This is a genomic window from Pseudidiomarina salinarum (assembly GCF_000753715.1).
Lineage (GTDB): Bacteria > Pseudomonadota > Gammaproteobacteria > Enterobacterales > Alteromonadaceae > Pseudidiomarina > Pseudidiomarina salinarum.
Genome location: NZ_JPER01000001.1, coordinates 843,944 through 866,678 on the forward strand (window position 1 = coordinate 843,944; position 22,735 = coordinate 866,678).

27 protein-coding genes and 4 tRNA genes are annotated in these 22,735 nt (G+C 51.2%); 14 read left to right on the forward strand and 17 right to left on the reverse strand.

The window, feature by feature from the left end; all coding sequences use genetic code 11:
- Nucleotides 1–38: 38 nt before the first annotated feature.
- The gene (locus IDSA_RS04015) at nucleotides 39–686 is read right to left on the reverse strand and encodes a LysE family translocator (protein ID WP_034774399.1); all 648 of its coding nucleotides are present in this window, start codon (nucleotides 684–686) and stop codon (nucleotides 39–41) included.
- A 75-nt stretch (nucleotides 687–761) separates the two neighbouring features.
- On the opposite strand from IDSA_RS04015, the gene IDSA_RS04020 reads away from it, so the two are divergent.
- Complete coding sequence (locus IDSA_RS04020; protein ID WP_051986045.1) at nucleotides 762–1,658, forward strand: LysR family transcriptional regulator; 897 nt, start codon at nucleotides 762–764, stop codon at nucleotides 1,656–1,658.
- On the opposite strand, the gene IDSA_RS04025 is transcribed toward IDSA_RS04020, so the two are convergent.
- The gene (locus tag IDSA_RS04025; RefSeq protein WP_034774400.1) at nucleotides 1,655–2,857 is read right to left on the reverse strand and encodes an MFS transporter; all 1,203 of its coding nucleotides are present in this window, start codon (nucleotides 2,855–2,857) and stop codon (nucleotides 1,655–1,657) included. The two genes, IDSA_RS04020 and IDSA_RS04025, sit on opposite strands and share 4 nt — an antisense overlap.
- A 7-nt stretch (nucleotides 2,858–2,864) precedes the next feature.
- Nucleotides 2,865–4,379 (reverse strand): FMN-binding glutamate synthase family protein, encoded by a 1,515-nt coding sequence (locus IDSA_RS04030; RefSeq protein WP_034774401.1) that lies wholly within the window; start codon nucleotides 4,377–4,379, stop codon nucleotides 2,865–2,867.
- Between the two features lie 376 nt (nucleotides 4,380–4,755).
- Between IDSA_RS04030 and IDSA_RS04035 the strand changes: the two genes are divergently transcribed.
- The 6 genes from IDSA_RS04035 to dkgB all read left to right on the forward strand — a co-directional run bounded on the left by IDSA_RS04035 (nucleotide 4,756) and on the right by dkgB (nucleotide 11,274).
- A complete protein-coding gene (locus IDSA_RS04035; RefSeq protein WP_034774402.1) occupies nucleotides 4,756–5,613 on the forward strand; it encodes a c-type cytochrome in 858 nt (285 codons plus the stop codon).
- Between the two features lie 25 nt (nucleotides 5,614–5,638).
- On the forward strand, nucleotides 5,639–7,006 hold the full coding sequence (locus tag IDSA_RS04040; protein ID WP_034774403.1) for a cbb3-type cytochrome c oxidase subunit I: 1,368 nt from the start codon (nucleotides 5,639–5,641) through the stop codon (nucleotides 7,004–7,006).
- A complete protein-coding gene (locus IDSA_RS04045; RefSeq protein WP_034774404.1) occupies nucleotides 7,003–7,797 on the forward strand; it encodes a CbbQ/NirQ/NorQ/GpvN family protein in 795 nt (264 codons plus the stop codon). Before IDSA_RS04040 ends, IDSA_RS04045 begins: the two co-directional genes overlap by 4 nt.
- A gap of 18 nt (nucleotides 7,798–7,815) precedes the next feature.
- Nucleotides 7,816–9,867 carry a nitric oxide reductase activation protein NorD gene (locus tag IDSA_RS04050; RefSeq protein ID WP_034774405.1) on the forward strand — a complete coding sequence of 684 codons (2,052 nt, stop codon included), beginning with the start codon at nucleotides 7,816–7,818 and terminating at the stop codon, nucleotides 9,865–9,867.
- An 82-nt stretch (nucleotides 9,868–9,949) separates the two neighbouring features.
- Nucleotides 9,950–10,411: a GNAT family N-acetyltransferase gene (locus IDSA_RS04055; protein ID WP_051986046.1), complete on the forward strand. Its 462-nt coding sequence runs from the start codon at nucleotides 9,950–9,952 to the stop codon at nucleotides 10,409–10,411.
- Nucleotides 10,412–10,482: 71 nt separating this feature from the next.
- Nucleotides 10,483–11,274 carry a 2,5-didehydrogluconate reductase DkgB gene (gene dkgB / locus IDSA_RS04060; protein ID WP_198024033.1) on the forward strand — a complete coding sequence of 264 codons (792 nt, stop codon included), beginning with the start codon at nucleotides 10,483–10,485 and terminating at the stop codon, nucleotides 11,272–11,274.
- A 268-nt stretch (nucleotides 11,275–11,542) separates the two neighbouring features.
- Here dkgB and IDSA_RS04065 read toward each other — a convergent pair whose 3' ends face one another.
- The 5 genes from IDSA_RS04065 to IDSA_RS04085 form a co-directional block, all read right to left on the reverse strand.
- Entirely contained in the window at nucleotides 11,543–12,004 is a 462-nt protein-coding gene (locus IDSA_RS04065; protein ID WP_034774407.1) for a hypothetical protein, read from the reverse strand.
- Nucleotides 12,005–12,249: 245 nt separating this feature from the next.
- Nucleotides 12,250–12,693: a hypothetical protein gene (locus IDSA_RS04070; protein WP_034774408.1), complete on the reverse strand. Its 444-nt coding sequence runs from the start codon at nucleotides 12,691–12,693 to the stop codon at nucleotides 12,250–12,252.
- Nucleotides 12,694–12,847: 154 nt separating this feature from the next.
- The gene (locus IDSA_RS04075; RefSeq protein ID WP_034774409.1) at nucleotides 12,848–13,105 is read right to left on the reverse strand and encodes a hypothetical protein; all 258 of its coding nucleotides are present in this window, start codon (nucleotides 13,103–13,105) and stop codon (nucleotides 12,848–12,850) included.
- Between the two features lie 7 nt (nucleotides 13,106–13,112).
- Entirely contained in the window at nucleotides 13,113–13,340 is a 228-nt protein-coding gene (locus tag IDSA_RS04080; protein ID WP_034774410.1) for a hypothetical protein, read from the reverse strand.
- On the reverse strand, nucleotides 13,337–13,846 hold the full coding sequence (locus IDSA_RS04085; protein ID WP_034774411.1) for a hypothetical protein: 510 nt from the start codon (nucleotides 13,844–13,846) through the stop codon (nucleotides 13,337–13,339). Before IDSA_RS04085 ends, IDSA_RS04080 begins: the two co-directional genes overlap by 4 nt.
- Before the next feature lie 290 nt (nucleotides 13,847–14,136).
- Here IDSA_RS04085 and IDSA_RS04090 point away from each other — a divergent pair, with 290 nt between their 5' ends.
- On the forward strand, nucleotides 14,137–15,051 hold the full coding sequence (locus tag IDSA_RS04090; protein ID WP_034774412.1) for a hypothetical protein: 915 nt from the start codon (nucleotides 14,137–14,139) through the stop codon (nucleotides 15,049–15,051).
- Here IDSA_RS04090 and IDSA_RS12095 read toward each other — a convergent pair.
- Entirely contained in the window at nucleotides 15,007–15,237 is a 231-nt protein-coding gene (locus IDSA_RS12095; protein ID WP_126760527.1) for a hypothetical protein, read from the reverse strand. The two genes, IDSA_RS04090 and IDSA_RS12095, sit on opposite strands and share 45 nt — an antisense overlap.
- Nucleotides 15,238–15,420: 183 nt before the next feature.
- Here IDSA_RS12095 and IDSA_RS12115 point away from each other — a divergent pair, with 183 nt between their 5' ends.
- On the forward strand, nucleotides 15,421–15,711 hold the full coding sequence (locus IDSA_RS12115) for a site-specific integrase (protein ID WP_157980775.1): 291 nt from the start codon (nucleotides 15,421–15,423) through the stop codon (nucleotides 15,709–15,711).
- 80 nt (nucleotides 15,712–15,791) lie between these two features.
- Here IDSA_RS12115 and IDSA_RS04100 read toward each other — a convergent pair.
- The 8 genes from IDSA_RS04100 to IDSA_RS04135 form a co-directional block, all read right to left on the reverse strand.
- A tRNA-Leu gene (locus IDSA_RS04100) sits at nucleotides 15,792–15,878 on the reverse strand.
- Between the two features lie 26 nt (nucleotides 15,879–15,904).
- Nucleotides 15,905–15,978, reverse strand: a tRNA-Cys gene (locus IDSA_RS04105).
- 8 nt (nucleotides 15,979–15,986) lie between these two features.
- Nucleotides 15,987–16,061: transfer RNA gene (locus IDSA_RS04110), tRNA-Gly, on the reverse strand.
- A 79-nt stretch (nucleotides 16,062–16,140) separates the two neighbouring features.
- The gene (gene pgsA / locus IDSA_RS04115; protein WP_034774413.1) at nucleotides 16,141–16,689 is read right to left on the reverse strand and encodes a CDP-diacylglycerol--glycerol-3-phosphate 3-phosphatidyltransferase; all 549 of its coding nucleotides are present in this window, start codon (nucleotides 16,687–16,689) and stop codon (nucleotides 16,141–16,143) included.
- 92 nt (nucleotides 16,690–16,781) lie between these two features.
- Entirely contained in the window at nucleotides 16,782–18,635 is a 1,854-nt protein-coding gene (gene uvrC / locus IDSA_RS04120) for an excinuclease ABC subunit UvrC (RefSeq protein ID WP_034774414.1), read from the reverse strand.
- Nucleotides 18,616–19,281: a LuxR C-terminal-related transcriptional regulator gene (locus IDSA_RS04125; protein ID WP_034774415.1), complete on the reverse strand. Its 666-nt coding sequence runs from the start codon at nucleotides 19,279–19,281 to the stop codon at nucleotides 18,616–18,618. Before IDSA_RS04125 ends, uvrC begins: the two co-directional genes overlap by 20 nt.
- Nucleotides 19,282–19,449: 168 nt before the next feature.
- Nucleotides 19,450–20,241 (reverse strand): thioesterase family protein, encoded by a 792-nt coding sequence (locus tag IDSA_RS04130; RefSeq protein WP_034774418.1) that lies wholly within the window; start codon nucleotides 20,239–20,241, stop codon nucleotides 19,450–19,452.
- A gap of 137 nt (nucleotides 20,242–20,378) precedes the next feature.
- Nucleotides 20,379–20,470, reverse strand: a tRNA-Ser gene (locus IDSA_RS04135).
- Nucleotides 20,471–20,689: 219 nt separating this feature from the next.
- On the opposite strand from IDSA_RS04135, the gene IDSA_RS04140 reads away from it, so the two are divergent.
- From IDSA_RS04140 to IDSA_RS04160, 5 genes are read left to right on the forward strand one after another with little or no spacing between them, the layout of a single operon-like run.
- Nucleotides 20,690–21,364 carry a Bax inhibitor-1/YccA family protein gene (locus IDSA_RS04140; protein WP_034774419.1) on the forward strand — a complete coding sequence of 225 codons (675 nt, stop codon included), beginning with the start codon at nucleotides 20,690–20,692 and terminating at the stop codon, nucleotides 21,362–21,364.
- Nucleotides 21,365–21,376: 12 nt separating this feature from the next.
- Nucleotides 21,377–21,733: a DsrE/DsrF/TusD sulfur relay family protein gene (locus tag IDSA_RS04145; protein ID WP_034774421.1), complete on the forward strand. Its 357-nt coding sequence runs from the start codon at nucleotides 21,377–21,379 to the stop codon at nucleotides 21,731–21,733.
- Nucleotides 21,733–22,080: a hypothetical protein gene (locus IDSA_RS04150; RefSeq protein ID WP_034774424.1), complete on the forward strand. Its 348-nt coding sequence runs from the start codon at nucleotides 21,733–21,735 to the stop codon at nucleotides 22,078–22,080. The genes IDSA_RS04145 and IDSA_RS04150 overlap by 1 nt, the downstream gene beginning before the upstream one ends.
- A 5-nt stretch (nucleotides 22,081–22,085) precedes the next feature.
- Nucleotides 22,086–22,388: a hypothetical protein gene (locus IDSA_RS04155; protein WP_034774426.1), complete on the forward strand. Its 303-nt coding sequence runs from the start codon at nucleotides 22,086–22,088 to the stop codon at nucleotides 22,386–22,388.
- Nucleotides 22,389–22,393: 5 nt separating this feature from the next.
- A complete protein-coding gene (locus tag IDSA_RS04160) occupies nucleotides 22,394–22,723 on the forward strand; it encodes a TusE/DsrC/DsvC family sulfur relay protein (RefSeq protein ID WP_034774427.1) in 330 nt (109 codons plus the stop codon).
- Nucleotides 22,724–22,735: the final 12 nt, after the last annotated feature.

Below are 22,735 nucleotides of genomic sequence, written 5' to 3' on the forward strand. Positions count from 1 at the left end.
GTGTTAACCAATAGCCCGTAGTATACCACTACCAGCACTCAGGCGAGAACTTCGATTAACCGCAGCCAGTCGACAATTAATTTCAGGCTTAGTGCTAGTAAAGCCACACCCATCACCCGGTCAATCCAGTGGCTGATGCGCCAGAGCCGGCGAAATAATGGTGGCCAGTTGATCAGGGTCGCGAGCCCCGCAAACCAGACAGCTGTAGCGACGGCCATGTACAAGCCATAGCCAATCTTGATGCTGGTTGGTGTTTCCGGCGCGATGACGGTACTAAAAAGAACCAGAAAAAACAGCGTCGCTTTCACGTTCAGACCATTAGTGAAAAAACCAATCCGAAAGGCCTTGCCGGCGGAAAACTCACCTGCTGCCGGCGCCGAGCCCGGTTCCAGCTCGCCCTTTGGCGCCGAGCGAATCGCCTGACTGCCCAGCCAGCCAAGATAGCCCGCACCAAGCAGCAACAGGCTGGCGTACACCCACTGATAACGGTGAATAACTAAAGCAATTCCAAGTACTGAATAAGCAACATGCAGGAGGATGCCGGTACCGATGCCGAGACTCACCCAGCGGCCAATCCGCCGGCCGTAGCTCAGGCTATATCTGATGGTTACGGCAAAGTCCGGCCCCGGGCTTGCGACCGCCATTAAATGGTAGAGCGCAATGATCATAAATTCTTCTAAATACATTGATTAATAACTCTGTTAGCTTTAGTTTTAATTAATTCTGATTAACTTTATGGTTCGGCGCCCGGAGTCATCATTATGCGGACAAAATCACCATCACTCAATGCGTTACGGGTATTTTCAGTAGCCGCTCATGCAGCGTCATTTAAACAGGCCGCCCAACAGCTGGGGGTGTCTCAATCTGCCGTAACCCGCCAGGTGCAGGCGCTTGAAGAGCAGCTGGGAACGCGGTTATTTCAACGCGATAACCGTGTCCATGCGCTGACTCCGGCAGGCCAGGCCCTTGCCCCTGAGCTACAGCGTATTTTTCGCGAGCTCGAGCGCACTGTTGAACGGACCCGCGACGTGGGTGACAGTGAGTTAACCACCCTGCGTTTAGCGGTGCCGGAGAGCTTCTTACGCTGGTGGCTGTCGGCCCGTTTAGCGGACTTTTATGCGCTCTACCCGCACATCCGACTGCACTTCAGTACTGTAGCATTATTTCCTGACAGCACCGAGAAATCCCTGTTAAGCAATGCGTTACAACATGAAAGCCTTGATCTCGCTATTCATTATGGCGGCTTACGCGACAAGAGCGTTCGTCAGAGCACTTTATATACACCGGTATATATTCCGGTGGCCCCCTTAGCTGAGTCTTCGCAGCTTGATGAGCGTAACTGGCTAATCGATCCGCAGTCGGCGTACTGGCAGCAATTCAGTAAAGTACAGGCGCGGCTAAGCAAGCGCGTGCCCGTATTGCCGGTAAGTAACAGCAATATCGCCGTCGATCTGGTACAGGGGACGGCTCAGATCACCCTGCTCGACCGTCTGTTCCTGCAGCACCCCGACTTACAGCCTTACCAGCAGTTTACCGACTACCAGGTCTCTTTACCTGAAGCTGTCCAGTTATCGGTTAAAAGCCGCCAGCGCCAGCCGGTGGCTGTGGTGGCCTTTAGCAAATGGCTGGAAAGCCGGCTGCAGGCGAGCCTGCGCTAGCCGTTCTGCTTACCAAGCCGCTGAGCGTTAAGCCAGGCGAGCAGCATCAGCACCACAAAAAAGCTGATAACCGCGGTGCTGTCCAGGCCTGCGTCTATCATCAGCCCCATTAACAACGGCGACAGCGCGGTAGCAAAAACCATCAGTGCATGCACCAGCGCCCGCACCGTCGCCAGCCGCGTAACCCCATAGAGTTCGGCCCAGAGCGTACCTGATAGCGCTGAATTGATCCCGGCGCTGACGCCAGCGAGGCCAAGAAACAACCACCAGGCCCATACCTCAGGCAGAACCAGTAGCAATGCCGCTCCAAGAGTGGCGGGTAAAATATTGGCACCGATTAGTCGCGTCGAGCCGATACGATCGATCAGACTGCCCGCGATCAATGAAACACTCACCCGGCTAACCGAAAACATGAGTATGCCGGCAGCAACGGCAGCAATCGACCAGCCTTTTTCCTGTGCTATCCACAACTGATTTAACAGCAGTGCGGTAACCAGAAATGGCAGCCCCAACATTGCGGGCAGAACCACCCAGAATTTATGCTCTCGAATGATATCGCGCTGACGGATCAGCGTGGCCAGTTCATCTTTATGGATGCCATGGGTATGTTCGGCCTGATCGGGTTTAACACGCTGCAATCTGAGCATTAATGGCAGCATCAGCAACAGCAGGCCCGCAAACACCAGCCAGGTGGATTGCCAGCCGATACTGGCAAACAGCATGACGACAATGATTGGCAGAATCATCTCACCTAAGGGGAAGCCCATGCCAGCAATAGCGATGGCTTTGCCGCGATCAGTGCTGAAATAGCGCCCCATACTGGTCATCGCGATATGACCCATAAAGCCCTGCCCGAACAGCCGCAGGCCAGCCAGCGCGACAAACAACAGGGTCACATGCCAGTCTATTGCTGCCAGCAACGCTGACACGATTAACCCGATAAACGTAAAGCAGGTAAATCCCGACAGCGGCACCACATCCAGCTTTTTGCCAATGCGCATCAACAGCACACCGCCGATAAAGGTCGCCGCGGCATAAAGCGCGCCAAAATCGCCGTAACTCAGATCATGGCTTTGGCGCAGCGCATCGTTAAACAAGCCGATAAAAAAGGTTTGTCCGAAACTTGAAGCGAAGGTCGCCAGAAAGCCAAAAGCTAAAAATGCCGGATACTTAGCCAGTAACCGCAGGTATTGCTTCATGAACCCTCTACTGTCGGCGTGCGACTACAGGTGGATAGCGTTCGGCCAGACTAATACTGTCGCCGGTATGGGTGACGACCCTGGCGTGGCGGCGGTTGAGCTGCCGTGGATCCGAAACGCCGCAGGAATGCGCAATAATGTTTACGCCGTATTCCATGTATTTATGGTAATTGGCGACACGGACACTTTTTTCTTGTGGATCCAGACCGCGCACCAGTTTCTTATCATGGGTGGTTACGCCCGTCGGACAGGTATTACGATTACACTGCATCGCCTGAATACAGCCGATGGAAAACATGAAGCCCCGTGCTGAAGCAATGAAGTCCGCGCCAACAGCCAGCGCCCAGGCAACATCTGACGGCGTAATCATTTTACCGGAGGCAACAACTTTTATCCGTTCTTTCAAATCCGCGGCGATTAGTTTGTCGATCAGTACCGGTAAACTTTCCGATAATTTAAGCCCGACATAATCCAGTAGTGGCTGTGGTGATGCTGCTGTGCCACCGTCTGCACTGTCGAGCGTAATAAAATCGGGTGCGCATTCCATGCCTCTGGTATGGATCTCGTCCACTAACTCATCCATCCAGCTTGGATCACCCATCACAAATTTGATGCCCGTCGGCTTGCCGGTGATTTTTCGTACCTTGTCGATAAAATCGAGGAGCTCAGAATTATTACTTATCTCCGGATGCCGGTTTGGGCTGATCGAGTCCTGTCCTGCCGGAATAAGCCGGATAGCTGCAACTTCTTCAGTGACCTTAATGCCGGGCAGGATTCCGCCCTTACCAGGCTTGGCACCCTGGCTGAGCTTGATTTCGAACATTTTTATACGTTCGTTATTGCCAAGCTCCTCAAGCTTTCCTTCATCAAGCTTACCGTCAGGGGTACGTACGCCATATTTGGCAGTACCGATTTGAAACACCAGATCACAGCCACCTTCCAGATGGTATGGGCTAAGACCGCCCTCACCGGTATTGAACCAGCAGCCAGCCTGCTTAGCGCCTTTGGAAAGCGCGCGCACCGCTACCGCTGACAAAGCGCCATAGCTCATGCCTGCAATATGAAAATAAGAAACCGGAGAATAAGGTTCACGGCAGTCAGGCCCGATGGTTACCGGTTCGGGAGATGTCTGATCTTCTGCCTGCGGTGGGTACGGCGCGTTAGCAAAAATAATGGTGCCACTGGCGCCGATATCGCGCGTCGACCCAAAGGGCAAGGTGCGATCGGCATTTTTAGCGGCGCGGTATACCCATGAGCGTTGCGCCCGGTTAAAGGGCATCTCTTCACGGTCCATAGCAAAGAAATACTGACGGAAAAATTCACCTAAACTTTCAAATATGTAACGAAATCGCCCGATAACCGGGAAGTTGCGCCGTACCGTATGTTTAACCTGGGTGCGGTCAACAATGTACATCACCACAACCGCAACGATTCCCGCGAATAGTAATAAAACAAATATTCCGAACAACCACTGTGCGACCAGTAGCAAAGTATTTGCATTCATCCATGGGTTATCAGTCATACCTTCTCCATGCCGGTGAATTGCCCTGTTCCCTTTACTTTACTGCCCTCAACAGGTTTCAACAAGCCCGTCGCTGCTCATTAACAAATTACATAAATGATTATATTTGGTTTTTTACATAAAGTTTGACTACTCTCAATGCAATTACTATGGAATGCTCGATAATTGTACAGCCGTAACCTTCATTGCCTTATATAAACAACAGGCCATTGACTGCTCAAGATAGGAGGTCTTATGCACCAGAAAAAACTGTACACGCCACTCAGGATTCTGAGCTTTATCGTACTGCTCCTCATGGCCATCGCTGTTATTTATGCGGGCTCCATTTCTGTCCTTCACTGGACAGGAATTAACGTTTAAGTTCGAGGGCTACATCATGACTAACCGGCAAGCTCGAATTTTTGCTGTTGCATCAACCTTAATCGCGGCACTGATATTCCTGGTATTAACCCTTGATAGCCACCGGCAGTTCGGCGAACTGACAAATGCTGAAAATATAACGCCTGAAGTAACCCGTGGTAAGGATGTCTGGCATAAATACAATTGTATCAACTGTCATACCCTGTTCGGTGAAGGCGCTTATTACGCGCCGGATCTCACCAAGATTACGCAACACCGGGGCGAAGCCTATCTCAAAGCCTATATGCGTGACCCCTCACAGTTTTATGACGAACAGAAACACCGCCGGTTAATGCCCACCCAGGATCTCAGTGAACAGGAAATTTCTGACTTGATTAAATTTCTTGACTGGGTAGCGAACGTCGACAATCAGGGCTGGCCACCACGCCCTATTATGGTTACAGGCGCCGCAGTATCCTCAGCATTTGTGGCTGACACTACCAGGGATATTGAAGATATCCCTGGTGTAGCCGACGACACGACGCCAGTTACCGAAGCGGATGATCCGCGCGCCAAAGGTGAGTACCTCTATCGCACTATTTCACCAGCCTGCACGGCCTGTCACTCAACGCACCCAGGGGCTGATATGGCCGGTCCAACGCTGGCAGGACTCGCCACCAGAGCTCAGGCCATTATTACCTCAGCAGATTATCAGGGTGAAGCGGAAGATGTTGAAGGCTATATCCGTGAATCCATCGTAGCGCCCAGCGCCTATCTGGTGCCGGGCAGCATGTATTCGGCTGGTGGCACTTCCTTCATGCCTCAGGGGTATGACGAAAGTCTGACACAAGAACAAATCGATCAGCTCGTTGCCTACCTGGCAACACTTAAATGACCGGTAAAAATTAGGGAGAATAACAATGCGGTATAAATCGCAGTCAGTTGCATACTGGTACTTTGCTGTGGCGATGGTGCTGTTCGGCCTGCAACTGGTATTTGGCCTGTTATCAGCAGCTAAATACCTGGGTCCGGATCCACTGCTTTACATCCTGCCTTTTGACGTCACCAAAGTCATACACACGAACTTACTCATCGTTTGGGTGCTGACCGGTTTTATGGGTGCCACCTACTGGATGATACCCGATGAGTCCCGGACTGAATTGCATAGCGTAAAACTCGCTTACATTCAGCTGATCCTATGGACCTTAATGGGTGTCAGCGCCATTATCGGCTATTTATTCCGTTACGGCACCGGTAACAAGCTGCTTGAGCAGCCGTTGCCCCATAAGATTGTGATCGTCATCTGTATGCTGATCTTTTTGTACAACATTGGCATGACAATTAAAAAATCGGGACGCTTTACCACCACCGAAGGAGTGCTGCTGATAGGCTTGGTGAGTTCTGCGGTGCTCTTTTTCCCGGCCCTGCTCTATTATGAAAACTATACGGTGTCGATCTTCTACCGCTGGTGGACCATTCATTTATGGGTTGAAGGCGTCTGGATGATGATCATGGGCGCGTTTCTCGCCTACCTGCTGATCCGGCTTTCTGGTGCTGATCGGGAAGTTATGGAGAAATGGCTGTACGTGATTGTCGGACTGGTGTTTATCGCCGGTATTCTGGGTACTGCCCACCATTATTACTGGGTTGGTGTCCCGCAATACTGGCTACCGATCGGCGGCTTCTTTAGTGCACTGGAACCAGCGGCCCTGGCAGGTATGGCAATCTATGCTTATTCGGCAATGCGGCGCTCCGGGTTGGCCCATCCGAATAGTCTCGCCCTACACTGGACTGTAGGCAGCGCTATATTCGCGTTATTCGGTGCTGGCTTGCTTGGGCTCGCCCATACCTTCCCGGCGGTGAACAAATGGACGCACGGCACCTTGATCACTGCCATGCATGGTCATGCCGCTTTTTACGGCGCTTATGCCATGATTGTGCTGGCGATGATTGTTTATGCCTTACCAAAACTCACCCATGGCCGCTCCGAAGAAGGTAGTACTTTGGGTTACTGGGCATTCTGGCTACAGGTTTCCGGGATGTTCGGCATGACCTTGTCCTTTGCTACTGCCGGCCTCGGTCAGGTTTACCTTGAGCGTATTATGGGCATGGGCTATCTGGATGCGCAGCTGAAAATTCAGGTGCACTTCCTGATGTTGATTGCTACCGGTTCCTTGTTCGCGCTTGGGGTCGCTTTATTCATCTATGATTTCTTCCGCTACCGGCCGCGTTTTGAAGCCAGTGAAGAAGCCATCGAGACTGAACCCACTGTGACGAGGAAACGATGACGGAGACCGCGGCGCAGGCAGAGCCCTATTACCTGCCTGCCGGCAACGAGATCGATATCTTTGAGCGCTGTCACGAACAGCGTCTCGCGGTGATGCTAAAGGGCCCGACCGGCTGTGGTAAAACTCGCTTTGTCGAACATATGGCCTGGCGGCTGAAGCGGCCACTTATTACCATTGCCTGCCATGATGATCTGGCTGCCAGTGATTTGATTGGTCGTTTTCTGATCCGGCATGATGGTACTCAGTGGCAGGACGGTCCCCTTACCCGGGCGGCGCGCGAAGGCGCGATCTGTTACCTCGATGAAGTAGTCGAAGCGCGGCAGGATACCGTCGTTATCCTGCATGCGCTTACGGATCACCGGCGTATCCTGCCCATCGATAAAACCGGAGAGATCGTTCAGGCGGCCCCGGGCTTTCAGTTGGTCGTTTCGTATAACCCCGGTTACCAACGCATGCTGAAAGATTTAAAACCCAGTACCCGGCAGCGCTTTGTCGCGATGGACCTGGATTTTCCCGGCGCCGAACAGGAAATGGAAATCATCCGACAGGAGAGCGGCACGGACCACGCCACTGCTCACGCGCTGGTAACGCTAGCGCACCGTATCCGGTCGCTTCGCGATCGCGGGCTGGCGGAAGTGCCCAGTACCCGCCTGCTCATCGCCACGGCACTACTGGCAAAAAACGGCATCCCCGTAAAAGAAGCCTGTTATGCAGGGCTCATTTCGCCACTGTCTGATGATGAATCCCTGGTGAGCGCGATGCGTGATCTCGTTGACGCGACCTTTTTATGATAATACCGGAAGCCTGCGATGGCTGAACCCGAAGAAGTTGTCAGCGACGTTATCCGCCATGCGACCGTCTATATCCGGCGGTACTGGCACCGCCACAGGCGCCAGCCCGACGGCCCGCCCAGGCTTCATCTGACCGATATTGCGGCGCGCCTGGATTTATTCATTCACGCAGCTGTGGGTTTAAGCTACCCCATCCGGCCAGCGCAGTACCCTGCCCGGGCAACCTTGCTCGCTATCCTGTTTCGCAACCACAAAAAACCGCGACAACAGGTCAAGGTGCCCGCCACCAACGGCACCTCCATATGGTTGCCGCCTGCAGCAGAGAGTAGTGATCACGCACTAGTCACAAGTTTCTATCGGGTTATGGCTTTGCAGCAGGTTATCCGCGCCCGGCGTGGCAGCGCGACCACTTATCAACAAACCGCGATGTCGCCCCTGCTCGCCGATGTGTACCTGCTGCTTGAAGCCTGGTCTGCTGATCATGAACTTATCGATTTACTGCCGGGCATGAAAGAACAGCTCAACCGATTCCGCCAGCATTGCCTCGATAGCCGACCGCCGCTGGCACAGTTTCCGCGTGTACGGCAACCTCTGGAGGAATTTGCCCGGACACTTCTGAGCCTGGATTACCATGCTGCGAGCTCAGAGATTGCGGTGACCCCAACACCTGAAGAGTCTCTGGCCTATGCGCGCCAGATCATTAGCAGTGGTGCGCTGCTGGCATCGGCCACGCATGAGAAAAAATTGGGCCCCCGGCCGCTGGTTCGTGACTGGTGGACGGGTGATTTTCGCATGCCTGTGGATGAGATCGCGGTACCGCAATCCTCAGTCTATGCGGATGACCACTCACAGCCTACAGAAGTGCCACGCGGAGCCCGGCTAAACCGCCGGCCGGAAGAACGCGATCCCGTTGAAGATGAAGATGATGGTGAAAAAGAAGATGGCATCTGGATGGTTCAGGGCGATGAACCCCACCAGCATGCTGAGGATCCTTTTGGTTTGCAGCGCCCTACTGACCGTGATGATGAAACCAGTGCCGAAGAGTTTGGCGAGATGGTCTCTGAGTTGTCCGAAGCCCGATTAATTTCAACGCCAGGTCAACCAAAGGAAGTTCTGATATCCGATGATCCGCCCGACGCAAAAGCGCGACAACAACTGAAAGCCGCTATTGCTGAAGGCAAAGGCATTGTCTACCCCGAGTGGGATTATCGCACCAGCTCGTATATTGAATCCGGTGCCACGGTGCGCCTGCTGTCATCGCAGCAGGGATCACAGCAATGGGTTGATGACACGCGCCGTGAACATGAATCCATGCTGAATACCATCCGCAAGCGATTTGAAATGTTACAGGCACGACGTGTCCGCCACCGGCGGCAGCAGGATGGCGACGAAATCGACCTTGATGCCTACATTGAAAGTTACGCTGATTTTCGCGCGGGTAAGTCAATGTCTGATGCGCTCTATCAGATTCAGCGCACCGCCGACCGCAACCTGGCGATTACACTGCTGATCGATATCAGCGGCTCAACCGACAGCTGGATTTCAGAAAATCGCCGCATCATAGATGTCGAGCGCGAGGCGCTGCTGCTGGTCTGTATAGCGTTAGAGGGGCTGGGTGAGCCCTATTCAGTACAGGCTTTTTCCGGTGAAGGGCCGCACGCGGTCACCGTGCAGCAAATCAAAGGCTTTGAAGAAAGCTTCAGTAACGACATCGCGCTGCGGATCAGCTCGCTGGAACCCCAGCATTACACCCGGGCTGGCGCTGCCATCCGCCATGCGACTGCAGGTTTAATGAAACAACCCGCGGTGCACCGGTTATTACTGGTACTTTCCGATGGTAAGCCAAGCGACAAAGACGAGTATGAAGGCCGTTACGGCGTCGAAGATATGCGCCAGGCCGTCACCGAAGCCCGGTTACAGGGAATCTCCCCTTTTTGCCTGACTATTGATCGCCAGGCGGCAAACTACCTGCCCCGCGTATTCGGCGCCCACCAGTATGCAATGCTGACCAGGCCTGAGCGGCTGTCAACTGTGCTGCTGGAATGGATGAAGCATCTGGTTACGATGTGACGCAACGGTAGCTATTACCGCTTATCTTGATAAATTAGCGTACATTCATACTATCAATCAGCCGTAAGTACCGAATAAGACTATGAGCATAATCGATTCTCAGGAATTTAAAGTTGCACCAGCGCGTTATGAGAATATCGCCGACATAACGGTTCTGGAAAAGCTCGTTTATCCAAAAGATGCTTATCCTGCCCTCTTTTTTTATCAGGCGCTGAGACAATGGCCTGAAACCTTCCTTATCGTGAAAAGCAAAGAACTAGTCGCAGGCTATAGCCTGTTGGTACCGGTTTCTGACTCCGCCCTGTCACTTATGTCGGTGCTGGTCGGTAAGCAGTATCAGGGCAAAGGGCTTGGTGCAAAACTGTTACGTGAATCGCTTGTGCTTGCGCGCTCTCTGAATTACCAGAGAATAGAACTGAGCGTATCACCAGATAACGAATCAGCGATTGCGCTGTATAACCGTTTAGGCTTTAAAGAGGCTGAGAGCGTACGGGATTATCTTGGACCTGGTCAGGATCGCCTGGTAATGGTTTTGTTACTTTAACGCCTGGGAAGTAAAGTCAGCGATTTTTTACTATGCTTACCCTGAACTGAAACTCATAAACAGGAGGCATTGTGATACCTGATTTTGGAATGGGAACCTTTCGTCTCAAAGGTCCGACACTGACTGAACTGGTTACAGAAGCGGTTGAGATGGGCTACAAACATATCGATACCGCTCAGGCTTACGAAAATGAAGCCGACGTTGGCAGAGGTCTCGCGCAAACCAGGAGCGACGATGTATTTGTCACCACTAAGGTCTGGTTTGACAGTTTTAAACACCAGCAAGTACTGGATAGCCTTAAGCAAAGCGCTGATAAACTGCAACGCGACTGTATCGACATGGCGCTCATTCACTGGCCTTCCCCCAACAACGAAGTGCCAATGGAAGAGACTCTGGATGCATTGGCTGAAGCCCGTCAGCAGGGTTTGATTAAGCACTTTGGCGTATCCAACTTCACCATCGGTTTAATGGAGCGCGCCATTAAGCATGTCGGGGCCGACAACATTATGACCAATCAGATTGAAGTCCACCCCTTTATGCAGAACCGTAAAGTGACCGAAGCCTGTAAAAACAAGGGTATCAGGGTCACCGCTTATCTGCCTGTTGCCAAAGGCAAAGTAGTTGAAAACGATACGCTGCGTGCCATTGCGTCCCAGCACAACGTGACTGCCGCGCAAGTTACGATCGCCTGGGAGCTGCAAAAGGGCTTTGTCAGTATTCCTTCAACGACGAAAACCGACCATTTGCGAAGTAACTTTAAGGCGCAAAAGATCGAGCTAACGGATCAGGACATGGCCGACATTGACGGCCTGGATCGAAATGAACGGATAATTGATCCGGATTTCGCGCCGGAATGGGATTGATAAAAGCTTTAGATTAGAATTGGAAGTGGTGCCCGGAGCCGGACTTGAACCGGCACGCTGTTGCCAGCGAGGGATTTTAAATCATGTCGGGCATCTAGGTTTATCAGCAGCTTACGCTTCTTTTTTAGAAGACTTCCACCCTTTTAGGTTTTGTAAGCTGTTGATTTGCTGATCCCGGCCGACTTAATCTTCTAACAATTTTAGTCTGATTTTTGAGCATGCGCTGCTGTAAAAATAGCCCGGCCGAATCCGGGGCTTTACTTCTTCACTATGGATTCTGTTTCGGGGCTTTGCGTAATTCATCAAGTTTACTGAATGCTAGTTTCATAAAGTAAGTCAAAATAATCTCGCTATATAATCCTAGATCACTTTTATCCTTATATTCTGCAAGTCGAATATTGATGTTTCCTTCATAACCTTCGGCTTCGGGAATTACAATGTGAGAATTTCTATCGACAACGAATCTTTCTAGTTCGATAATATCGGAACTAGGTTCTTCCCGCATCGTAATCGTAAGAGTTCTATGAAGTTCATTTTCAGATTGCAAAAGCTGGCCGTGCAATACTAATAGAACTCCAAACCCTCTTATTTCGGTTTTGTTTTTTTCCTTGATATTTGGAATTTCAATACCATATTCTTCGGCAGGAAAATGCGTCAGAATCTCTTTAAAGTGTTCAAATTCTCTATCTATCTGATCCTGCTTTTTCTTTAATTCATTTAACAAACCCATAACTATGCTCCCTGCGGTTGCTATATTGTGGTTATTATGTAAAAAAATAGTGCTCCACTTCTGTCTGTTTAGCAAATTTAAAAAGTCGTTCGGTACCGCCTACTCGCCTTAATAAAAAAGCCCGACCGAAGCCGGGACTTTTAGTTCACATCGGATAGTTGCGGCTATGACAGTAACCGCAGGTAAATACTGCTATCGCGCCAGCAATTTAGCAATCCTAAAAAGCCGTAGCTTACCTTGCTCTATTAATGGAGCTCTTCACGCTTCGTTAGAGCTAGCCCCACGATCGCTGAGATAACCTCACCGCTGATTGTGGGCCATCGTCCTTTGAAAGTAGCCCCCCACATATCTACAGTAATCGGATTATTGGACTGCTTGATGGCTGGGACTATCAGCTTGCGCTTTTCTTTTGGGTAAAGCGTAGCGATCCGAACCAACCGGTCACCATCGACTCCAGACTGCGCCTTAAGAAATATCGCTTGTCGTATATCGCCTTTTTCCTTATCAATTAAAAGGTAAGGCTCCAGCAGTAAGCGCATTCCGAAGGCGGTAATTTCGAGTTGATCTGGGTTCGCATTATCGATCCTAATGTATTGCCGTTCGCCCCTGTAAGTGGCAATTACTTTTGTGAGCATTTTGAAAAATGTTTCCAAGTCGCCCTGTGCTTCATTCAGTTCTTCTATCGTCATAAAAATATTCCTATTAGTTGGATTTGAAAATTAAACCAAGCAAAGAAATTATTTTGCTTACCTCTATTTAGTAATATTCGAATTTAAAAATCCTCTGGCGTCTTTTCATTCAAAAAAACCGGCCGGAGCCGAGCTTTTACGCTTTCGATGATGGCTACACTTCAGCCGGTTCAGGCCAGAGCGTCGCTTCCCGCGCTTCCCAAGTCGCCTGGTCAGCGAACTGATAACAGACAGGAACTGCGCCGCCATCGCCATAACCCCGATGTGACGTTGTGCGGGTTAAGCTTAAAGTAGCAAGCTCAGGCACCTCTGCAGGGAAGTTAATATGCCAACCGTTGATATAGGTTGCATCGGTTGTTTCGGTCGCAGGCTGTTCAAGGATCAGCCCAATTACATCGGGTTGAATGATCATAACGTGCTTAACTCCTGTAAACGGGCGTCAGAAACGGCGGTTGTTTCGTATTCGATTTGCTTGATTGCTTCGTTAAGAAGCTGGCCCGATCCGCCAGTGAACCTATCTGGCGTTTGTTCGGGTTACTAGCAAAAAAATCATTACCGTTCGGGAACTTGAACTCACCGAACAGCGCCAGGCGCTTCTCCGGCGTGTTCTCGATTAGCTCTGTGATGCTTGGGTCGTCAAACCTCATATATTCATTGCCTCAATGAAGTCGATCTGAATACCGCGCACGATCTTCTTATTGCCAGACCGGTTAGGTAGGCTTGATGGATTCTCAATGCGAAAGGCCCCTCGGGTATTATGGGTAATGATGGGCTGGTTCAGTGTTACCGGATTACGGATCTCTGGCATGACCTTAAAGACTGTCCGGCCGGTGCAGTCGGCAGTGGTATCCTCGGTGACTTTGAATAGCTGATTGCCGACCTGAAATCGGTCGCCAGCATTAGCTACCAGTTCACCTGGTGTGGCGCCAGCAACTTTCAATGAGGTGCCGTACTGCCCTTCTTCATCACAGACCAGGCCTGTGGACTGCAACGCAGCGTTCTGGTGCGCCGTATCCGGGATCATGGTGATACCGACGTGGCCACGCAAAGATGCCAGGTGCGCATCGAGAATGCGGAACTCATCGCGGGTCAGGAAGTTGAACGTAAGGGAGCAACGCCATTTATCACCAGGCTCTTCCCAGACTTCTTCCATCTTGTTGTAAGGCGAGAAAAGAAGCTCGGTCGCGGTGACAATTTAAAAGCCGGAGCGGGATACCGGCAGATCAGGAAACTGGACTATCAGGCGCATCCCTCAACATCGTGTTAGCAGGGATTGTGTGTTTCGTTAGGGCAGCAAACTACCCGTGTTTTTTCCGGCGCCTACTCAGCCGGCGAGCGTGATGGGTTGGCTTTACCTGCGTTTCGTCTTACAGTGCTGAACAGGCTCAGGCTTCAGCTAACAGCTTTACACGGGAGTAATTTAATATTTCATAGGATGAACTAATGGAAAAAAGTAACTCATTTCTAAAAAGCACCTGGTTTTTGGCGCTCATTTTCATATTGATTGCGACAGTCATTATTAGTGTATACGCGTATATTGCATACGAAAACCCGCTGTTCGGTGAGCCCTCGCCAGAGGGGTTTGGGAATTTCGGAGCGTATATAGGAGGCACGGCAGGTGCTTTATTCGGTATCGTTTCGGCTATATTGCTTTTCAAAACCTTTACGTCACAGCGAGAGCAGCTAGCTCTTACTCAGCAGGAGGTGGAATTTGCAATAGCTAAAAATCATCTTCCTGACTTGCAGTCAAAAATAGAAGAAGCATTTGGTAAAGATATAGTCCTTTGGTATACAAGCAAATCTTTACCCGCTCCAGACCCTAAAAAAATGCTTTTTGAGTTCCAAGGAAGCGGCAATCCAAGTCTATTTTTAACGGCTTTCCACCTGAGAATTAGAACGACAATTGAACCGTTACCCACGATAAATTCATTGCGAGATTACCAACATCATGGTGATTACATTCTTTCGAATGAAGAAGCTGCGGACATGTTTGCGTATAAGGTTGCTAAGTCTGTCGCTAATTATGAACATCATATAAGCAACGAGGAAATCTATAAGTACTTTGAATCACTGTCAAAGCGAGTAATTTCCGTTTACAAGGTAACGCACAGACTTCATGTTAATTTAAATATTCCTCTCATCTATTTGACCGGCTACTTGGAGTGGTTAAGGGAGCATCTATCTCCATTAGTCGACATCTATACTTTAGCCGCTACCACCACCCTCAGGCCGGGCTTAAAAAGCACAGCTGAAAGGTTGGAGCAAGCTGAATCACAAATCTCAGAATGGCTTGGAGACGAAGGTGCTACAAGTTTATCCCTTCGACTTCAACGTCTGGTAGATTCGTCCGCCGGATGAGAAATCATCGATGAGCTCGGCCCTGAAGCGCTCGTTCGCAGCTTCCACGGCCTGCTCCACTTCGGCACGGTTGCCACCGGCACCACCCTCGAAGGTGTATTGGTTAGCGATCTCGACCCGAATACCACCACCAACCCAACCACCCGCTGAAGCTGACTGTTCTTTCTGACGCTTGATATGGTCCACCAGGAACTCGCCTACCTATGCTGTGCGCGCCAGTCTGACGTTCTCACACTGCGTAAATCGCATATTCTCGAAGAAGGGCTGTTCATCACATAGGGTAAGACCGGCAAAGAGCAGGTAAAGTCCTGGTCCCCTCGCCTGCATGCAGCCATGGCCATGTCGAAACGATTGCCGATCAAGAGCGGGATGGCCAGCCAATTCGTCATTCATAAGACCGATGGTAGCAGGTACACGCGCAATGGCTTTAATACGATGTGGTCGAAGGCTCGCAGCGAGGCTCGACTGAAGACCGGCCTGCCGCTCGATTTCACCTTTCACGACATCAAAGCCAAGGGTATTTCAGATCTGGATGGTGAGCTGCATGAGAAGCAGCGCGTAAGTGGGCATAAGAGTGCATCACAGACTGCGCGTTACGATCGGAAAACCGATATTGTGCCGGCAGTGGATGGCTTTAATGACCGCAAAAAAGGCGGTTAATCTTCTAAGATTATCTTCTAAGTATCTTCTAATAGGGGGTAACGCGAAAACTACTGAATTGCTGAAAGCCTTGCTAGAAGTGGTGCCCGGAGCCGGACTTGAACCGGCACGCTGTTGCCAGCGAGGGATTTTAAATCCCTTGTGTCTACCTATTTCACCACCCGGGCATTACAGATATTTTGAGGAAACTCGTTGGAGGCGGGTCCCGGAGTCGAACCGAGATCCACGGATTTGCAATCCGCTGCATAGCCATTCTGCCAACCCGCCTTCGAGTTTGGAGCGGGAAACGAGATTCGAACTCGCGACCCCAACCTTGGCAAGGTTGTGCTCTACCACTGAGCTATTCCCGCATCCAGTGCCGAGGCATTTTACTGCCTATTTCAGCAAGGTCAACGATTTTCTTGGCTTAACCCGACCGATTGCCTATTTTTACTCCACTTTGCTTAAGTCGGCCCACGAAGCCCGTAAATATTCCCACATAGACCAGAGCGTAAGCACGAAAGCAACGTACAGCAGAATGGTTGCGGTAATGGTAACAAAGGCGTTGGCTTCCCAGATCAGGCCGGTAATGGCGACCATCTGTGCGATGGTTTTCCACTTACCCAGATTCGATACTTTGACCTGTTCATGCCGGCCAATCTGCGCCATCCATTCACGCAAGGCGGATACCACCAGCTCGCGGCTGATAATTGTCAGTGCCGGGATACTGATCCACCAGGCGGTATAGTCTTCGACGACCACTACCAGCGAGGCCGCCACCATGACTTTATCGGCCACTGGGTCTAAAAACGCACCAAACTTACTGTATTGATCAAACTTCCTGGCGATGTAACCATCCAGGCCATCGGTCAGGCCTGCTATGGCAAATACAACTGCCGCCCAGAAATGCGCCTCCTGCCCCGGCAAGTAATAAATAACCAGGAATACGGGAATTAAAAGAATTCGAAAGTACGTCAGGAGATTGGGGATAGTCCACATAATAGCCGGTAGTTCCTCTGTTCATTCCGAAACACATCACACATTAGGCCAATACTAGCTTGTTTTGCCCAATGTTATCTACTGCTAACCGCTTATTCGTCGCGAAATGCGTGATAAATTGTTTCGGCAAGATCATGACTGATCCCCGGCACGGCCGCTAACTGGTCAATACTAGCCTGCTTAACCTGTTGCAGCCCGCCAAGGTTCTGCAGAATTTTTTGCCGGCGCTTGGCACCGATTCCCGGAATATCCTCCAGCCGCGAGCTACGCTGCACCTTAGCCCGGCGCTGACGGTGCCCGGTAATTGCAAAGCGATGTGACTCATCACGAATATGCTGCACCAGATGCAACGCCGGTGAATCGGCCGGTAGCGGCAGGGTCGCATGACTGCCCGCCATGATCAGTGTTTCCAGCCCGGGTTTGCGCGATTCGCCTTTTGCCACACCGATTAACAGAGGCACCCTCGCCGACCAGTCGGCAAAATAGTTCTCCGCCTGGGTCAGCTGGCCCTTGCCGCCATCAATAAATAAAATATCCGGCATCGGCGCATCCGCATCGGTACTGTCGCGTAACGGGTCATAGCGGCGTTTGAGGGCCTGTGCCATAGCGGCGTAATCATCGCCAGGGGTAATTCCTTTAATATTAAAGCGGCGGTAATCGCTTTTTTTCGGCCCCTGCTGATCAAATACCACGCATGATGCGACGGTTTCCTGACCCATGGTATGACTGATATCAAAACATTCCATGCGTTGCACCGGAAAGCCAAGATCCAGAGCTTTTTCCAACTCCTGCACCCGCATCGACATCGTTGACGCCTGATTAACCCGGCTGTCCAGCGCATTGAGCGCGTTCTTCTGTGCTAGCGTCTGGTACTGTCGCCGTTCACCACGCACCCGGTGGGTCACACGAACGCGCTGTGCCAGCGCCTGTTCAAGTAGTTGCAGCTCGCGTTCGGGATCCAGCAGCTGCGTAGCGGTTTCCGTCGGCAGGATGATCTCGCGTGGCAGGCGCCGGCCAATCCGGTCATTCAGATAAAACTGCAGCATGAAGGCCAGCAATACTTCACTGTCATCGGTGTTCGCCGGCAGCTTGGGAAAGTAGCTACGACTGCCCTGCACTGTGCCTTCGCGGATGAATAGCAGATGCACTGCGGCAATACCACCGCGGCGGGCAAAGCCAATGACGTCCATTTCTTGTTGATTGCCGGTAACCGCGTTGCGCTCCTGGATTTTTCGCAACGCACTGATCTGGTCACGGAACCGGGCCGCCCGCTCAAAATCAAGATCGCCACTGGCTTGTTCCATGCGCAGTACCAACTTATCAATTACCTGCTGGTTTTTGCCCTGTAAGAACGACTTTGCCAGTTCTACCTGCTCCTGATACTCATCATCGGTGCAATAGCCCTTCACACAGGGCGCCAAACAGCGTTTCAGCTGATATTGCAGGCAGGGACGGCTACGAGCCCGGTAATAGGTATCATCGCACTGACGAACCGGAAACAGCTTCTGCATCAGCCGCAGGCTTTCACGAACTGCGACCCCATTGGGGAAAGGTCCGAAATAGTCGCCTTTTTCGCGCCGCGTACCGCGGTGGAATGCCAGTCGCGGGTGTTCATGCTGACTGACCAGAATGTAGGGATAAGATTTATCGTCGCGCAGCAGTACGTTATAACGCGGCCGGTATTTTTTTATGAAATTATTTTCCAGGATGAGCGCTTCAGCTTCGGTATTGGTCACCGTGACATCCATAGTGGCAATCTGCCGGACCAGGGTCTGGGTCTTGGGGGTATCAACATTCGCGCGAAAATAGCTAGCTACCCGTTTACACAGGTCTTTAGCCTTGCCCACATAAATAACTTCACCTGACTCATCATACATGCGGTAAACGCCTGGCTGATGAGTCAGGTGTTTTAAGAACGATTTTGAATCAAACGGCTTTTCGTTCATAAACTCCTGGCAGGTCAAGTTCAACTAACCCTGTTTGTATCGCGATATGTGTCAGTTCGACATCGCCATTTACGCCTAGTTTGGCAAAAATGCGATAGCGGAACGTATTCACAGTTTTGCTGCTGATATTAAGGTGTTTAGCAATTTCTGCAACCCGGATTCCCCGCCCCAGCATTTGCGTGACCTGCACTTCACGGTCACTGAGTGACTTCAGCAAGCGCACTTGCTCGGTCTGGCGGGGATTGCGTGCGAGGTACTCAGCAACAGCTGTCGCGACAAACATATGGCCGCGGTTAAGCGATGCCGTGGCAGCAAGAAATTCTTGTTCTGACGAATTCTCCAGCAAATACCCATCGACTTGTTTCAGATTGCACTGAAAATCAAGAATATCCTGAAAACATTTGGCAAATAAGAGTACCTGTAAATCGCAGTACCTTTTATGCAAACGCCGCCAGGTTTCGATGGTCCCGTCGCCCGCCAGATGACTACACAATATAACGGTGGCACAAGGAGATTCCTTTACCGCATCGCGCAACTGATTAAAATTAGTCGCACTGGAGACAACGCGATAGTTATTCGCTTTGAGTGTGGCGTACATCCCAACCCGCACTAAATCACTCGATACAGCAACAATAAAGTCTGTCATATCCACTTATCCATAGTGAATTTCATGCTCTGAAACCATTCCAGAGATGAACAGATATCATTAATTTTTAACCTTTTGGCAAGTATAAATTAATAAATTATGTTGAATTCGGCGATCTCCCTGTTGTTTGCTGTCAAATGACAGCAAAAATCTGTCAATTTGACAGATTTAGCCGAACACTGTCACCGTCTGCCGGCTAATAGCAACCAGCCGGCCGGCATCGTCCCAGATATGTGCGTGGGTATGGCCATAGCCGTTTTCTGCATGATCGATAGTCGCAAGGTATTGCCACCAGCTATTGCAGCGTCTGTCAGCAGGAAGCTGATCGGGGAATTCGATGGTCCAGGTTAATGAGCTGGCCGGAGCCGGACTTGATAAGTGCGGCAGCAACGCCGGCGGCCAGGCATCCACCAGGCCCAACAGCAAACCGATATCAATCGGCTTATCTTCATGGCGGTAGCGCATCCAGCCCCCGAATTCACGTGATGTATCGCCGCTAAACGGCAGGTTCCCGGTACAAATCCGGTAATCATAATGATGGGTAAACTCCGGCAGAATATCCAGTGGCGGAAAGCTTATACCCTGTTCCCGAGCTGGCATGTCAGCTGTTACCGTAGCTGGCACCGATATCGATGACGCGCGGCTGCGGCCGTAACTGGCAAGGGCGATAAGCACAACCTCGCTATCCTGAATTATCTCTACGGCAATTTGGGTGACATTTTTACCTTGCCGCAAAATGCGCCGCTGCAGCCTGGCTTCACCAGGTTGGATGGGTGCGACAAAAGATACGGTAAAGGCGCGCAGCTGTTGCTCAGGATCAGCGCCGTAATGAGCGTGTTGCCAGGCAATGGCGGCGGTAATACCGCCAAATAGCGCGCGGCCCTGTCCCCACCCGTCAGGCAACAAGAGTTGTTGATCTGCTGCGGGCGTAATTTGAGCAAGAATTTCCGAAAACTGCATGGCGACCTCTGTGCGGTTCGTTTTATTTTTATCGGTTGCTATTGGACGGCGTAATTATACACAGGTACGACCAGATGGCTAGATTGCCGGACAGGCAAAAAAAAACCCGCTGACGAATCAGCGGGTTTTCTGGAATGTGGCGGAGAGAGAGGGATTCGAACCCCCGGTGGGCGCAAACCCACGCCTGATTTCAAGTCAGGTGCATTAAACCGAGCTCTGCCATCTCTCCGCGGTCATTAAGCTCAATGCCTTAAGACGATGCGAATGATAAAGAGCGGAAACCGCCTTGTAAAGCAAAAAATCACCTCAGTGATACTGTTTGCTGTGATTTTAAGCAATTAGCCCGGTATTTCGCTCTGACAGGCCTTGAAATCATTGCCTGTTCGTCCCCATTTTGGGTTAGACTAGGTGCAGTATAACTTAGCAGTACCACAACACGGAGATAGCGATGAGTAATCAAGCTCACATTTCAACTACGCAGCGCAGCGAATCGGCTCTGCAGACCAACAAAGTTTTACGCAACACTTATATGTTGCTCGGTCTGACACTGGCATTCAGTGCGTTTACCGCATTCCTTTCAGCCAGCATGAACCTTCCTCATCCTGGTTTGATTATTACTCTGGTCGGTTTTTACGGCTTACTGTTTCTGGTTCATAAAACCTCAGACAGCGCGGTGGGCTTGCTCTCAGTATTCGCGCTAACCGGCTTTATGGGATATACCCTGGGCCCGATTCTGGGAATGGTTAATGCCATTGGCCCGCGCGGCAGTGAAATCATTATGATGGCACTGGGTGGCACAGCCCTGATTTTCTTTGCGTTATCCGCTTATGTGCTGACGACTAAAAAGGATATGTCCTTCTTAGGTGGCATGATGATGGCCGGCTTCGTCGCCATTATTGTTATGTTTATCGCTAACCTGTTCCTGAATATTCCGGCACTGGGTATGGCCCTGTCAGCAATGTTCATTCTGTTCTCAGCAGGTGCGATTCTGATGCAAACCAGCGCCATTATTAACGGCGGTGAGCGTAACTATATCCTGGCAACAGTTACCCTGTTTGTGTCACTGTACAATATCTTCCTGAGCCTGATTCACCTGCTCACGGCCTTCGGCGGCGACGAGTAACAGGCGCCGCAATTGGCTCGTCTTGTCTTAGCGCTGCATTCATTCGATGACAGCGCTTCATCCCCTTCTTACCGCAGCCTGCTGGCTTATCATTATGCTCAGGCTGCGGTAGCCAGTGGTCATCAGATCGATATGGTGTTCTTCTATCAGTCCGGCGTACGTTTTGGCGGCGCTGATGAGAAGCACCCGTTAACCGATAAGTGGCTGGAACTGTCGGCGCATCACAATATTCCGTTGGTGCTTTGCGCGACTGTGGCTGAAACCGAATACAGTATTGGCGAAGAAACGCTTCGGCCCGGGTTTCATAATGGTGGATTGACGGAATTTGCGCAGGCCACCGCGCTCGCCGATCAGGTGGTACAGTTCTGATGGCTATCGCGATAATTCAGACGACCTTGCCCGATGATCCAGACTGCTGGCATGGCCAGGATATGTTACTGGCACTGGCAAGCATCGATTTGAACCCGCAGCTTATTCTCAGTGGTCATGGCCTCAGCCTCTGGCATAAAGACTTTGATGTTGAACGGAATAACCGATCGCTGCATAAACGTTACCGGCTGCTGGAGCTCTATGAGTGCCCGCCTCCCTGGGTGCTTGATACCGAACTGGCCGATCGCGCCTGGCAGGTCAGTGACTTTATTGCGCCCGCTGAGGTAATTGACCGGCTTGAACTTCATGAGCGGCTGCAAGGCCTGCAAAAAGTATTGAGGTATTAGCCGCGATGACGACGCCCCTGCATTTTATCCGTGACTGGCCTTCAGCTGACTGGCTGCAACACTGGCAGCATGACGACAGCGTCTTTTTGCTCAGTGAGAAAGCACTGGAGCTCTGTCTGCTCGAGCCCGATCTGGCGGAATTGTTACCGGGTCGAACTTATGTGCTGATTACCGAGTTAGCCCTGCTGGCGGAACAAGGTGTGATGACCGAAGATTTGCCTCTGTCACTGATTCAGATTAGCGATACCCGCTGGGTTGAGCTCACCCTGCAATGCGCGCCGGTAATTACCTGGGATAAAACGGAGTAACAACCATGTTCATTGTGGCCGGGCGGGAATACCAAACCGATAAACACGAATACCTTGCGGACTTTTCGGAATGGTCGCCTGAACTGGCCCGTCATATAGCCGGGCTGGAGCAGATCGAGTTAACCGACGCGCACTGGGAAGTGATTCACTTTGTCCGCGATTTCTATCAGGAATACGACACCAGCCCGGCGATGCGGGTACTGGTAAAAGCGATCGGCAAGCGACTGGGCCCAGATAAGGCCAATAGCCGCTATCTGTATCGATTGTTCCCTAAAGGCCCGGCCAAACAAGCGACCCGAATCGCGGGGCTGCCAAAACCCGCCAAATGCATATAAAAAAGCCCGCAA

What these genes read in the sequence shown, in the direction of transcription:
- IDSA_RS04090 (WP_034774412.1), top strand. Translation starts at nt 14,137, where the DNA reads ATGGAAAAAAGTAACTCATTTCTAAAAAGCACCTGGTTTTTGGCGCTC.
- uvrC (WP_034774414.1), bottom strand. Translation starts at nt 18,635, where the DNA reads ATGAACGAAAAGCCGTTTGATTCAAAATCGTTCTTAAAACACCTGACT.
- IDSA_RS04020 (WP_051986045.1), top strand. Translation starts at nt 762, where the DNA reads ATGCGGACAAAATCACCATCACTCAATGCGTTACGGGTATTTTCAGTA.
- IDSA_RS04070 (WP_034774408.1), bottom strand. Translation starts at nt 12,693, where the DNA reads ATGACGATAGAAGAACTGAATGAAGCACAGGGCGACTTGGAAACATTT.
- IDSA_RS04150 (WP_034774424.1), top strand. Translation starts at nt 21,733, where the DNA reads ATGGCTATCGCGATAATTCAGACGACCTTGCCCGATGATCCAGACTGC.
- IDSA_RS04035 (WP_034774402.1), top strand. Translation starts at nt 4,756, where the DNA reads ATGACTAACCGGCAAGCTCGAATTTTTGCTGTTGCATCAACCTTAATC.
- IDSA_RS04050 (WP_034774405.1), top strand. Translation starts at nt 7,816, where the DNA reads ATGGCTGAACCCGAAGAAGTTGTCAGCGACGTTATCCGCCATGCGACC.
- IDSA_RS04030 (WP_034774401.1), bottom strand. Translation starts at nt 4,379, where the DNA reads ATGACTGATAACCCATGGATGAATGCAAATACTTTGCTACTGGTCGCA.
- IDSA_RS04015 (WP_034774399.1), bottom strand. Translation starts at nt 686, where the DNA reads ATGTATTTAGAAGAATTTATGATCATTGCGCTCTACCATTTAATGGCG.
- IDSA_RS12115 (WP_157980775.1), top strand. Translation starts at nt 15,421, where the DNA reads ATGGCCAGCCAATTCGTCATTCATAAGACCGATGGTAGCAGGTACACG.
- IDSA_RS04085 (WP_034774411.1), bottom strand. Translation starts at nt 13,846, where the DNA reads ATGGAAGAAGTCTGGGAAGAGCCTGGTGATAAATGGCGTTGCTCCCTT.
- IDSA_RS04040 (WP_034774403.1), top strand. Translation starts at nt 5,639, where the DNA reads ATGCGGTATAAATCGCAGTCAGTTGCATACTGGTACTTTGCTGTGGCG.
- IDSA_RS04075 (WP_034774409.1), bottom strand. Translation starts at nt 13,105, where the DNA reads ATGATCATTCAACCCGATGTAATTGGGCTGATCCTTGAACAGCCTGCG.
- IDSA_RS04155 (WP_034774426.1), top strand. Translation starts at nt 22,086, where the DNA reads ATGACGACGCCCCTGCATTTTATCCGTGACTGGCCTTCAGCTGACTGG.
- IDSA_RS04130 (WP_034774418.1), bottom strand. Translation starts at nt 20,241, where the DNA reads ATGCAGTTTTCGGAAATTCTTGCTCAAATTACGCCCGCAGCAGATCAA.
- IDSA_RS04140 (WP_034774419.1), top strand. Translation starts at nt 20,690, where the DNA reads ATGAGTAATCAAGCTCACATTTCAACTACGCAGCGCAGCGAATCGGCT.
- IDSA_RS04160 (WP_034774427.1), top strand. Translation starts at nt 22,394, where the DNA reads ATGTTCATTGTGGCCGGGCGGGAATACCAAACCGATAAACACGAATAC.
- IDSA_RS04045 (WP_034774404.1), top strand. Translation starts at nt 7,003, where the DNA reads ATGACGGAGACCGCGGCGCAGGCAGAGCCCTATTACCTGCCTGCCGGC.
- pgsA (WP_034774413.1), bottom strand. Translation starts at nt 16,689, where the DNA reads ATGTGGACTATCCCCAATCTCCTGACGTACTTTCGAATTCTTTTAATT.
- IDSA_RS04025 (WP_034774400.1), bottom strand. Translation starts at nt 2,857, where the DNA reads ATGAAGCAATACCTGCGGTTACTGGCTAAGTATCCGGCATTTTTAGCT.
- IDSA_RS04125 (WP_034774415.1), bottom strand. Translation starts at nt 19,281, where the DNA reads ATGACAGACTTTATTGTTGCTGTATCGAGTGATTTAGTGCGGGTTGGG.
- IDSA_RS04065 (WP_034774407.1), bottom strand. Translation starts at nt 12,004, where the DNA reads ATGGGTTTGTTAAATGAATTAAAGAAAAAGCAGGATCAGATAGATAGA.
- IDSA_RS04055 (WP_051986046.1), top strand. Translation starts at nt 9,950, where the DNA reads ATGAGCATAATCGATTCTCAGGAATTTAAAGTTGCACCAGCGCGTTAT.
- IDSA_RS04080 (WP_034774410.1), bottom strand. Translation starts at nt 13,340, where the DNA reads ATGAGGTTTGACGACCCAAGCATCACAGAGCTAATCGAGAACACGCCG.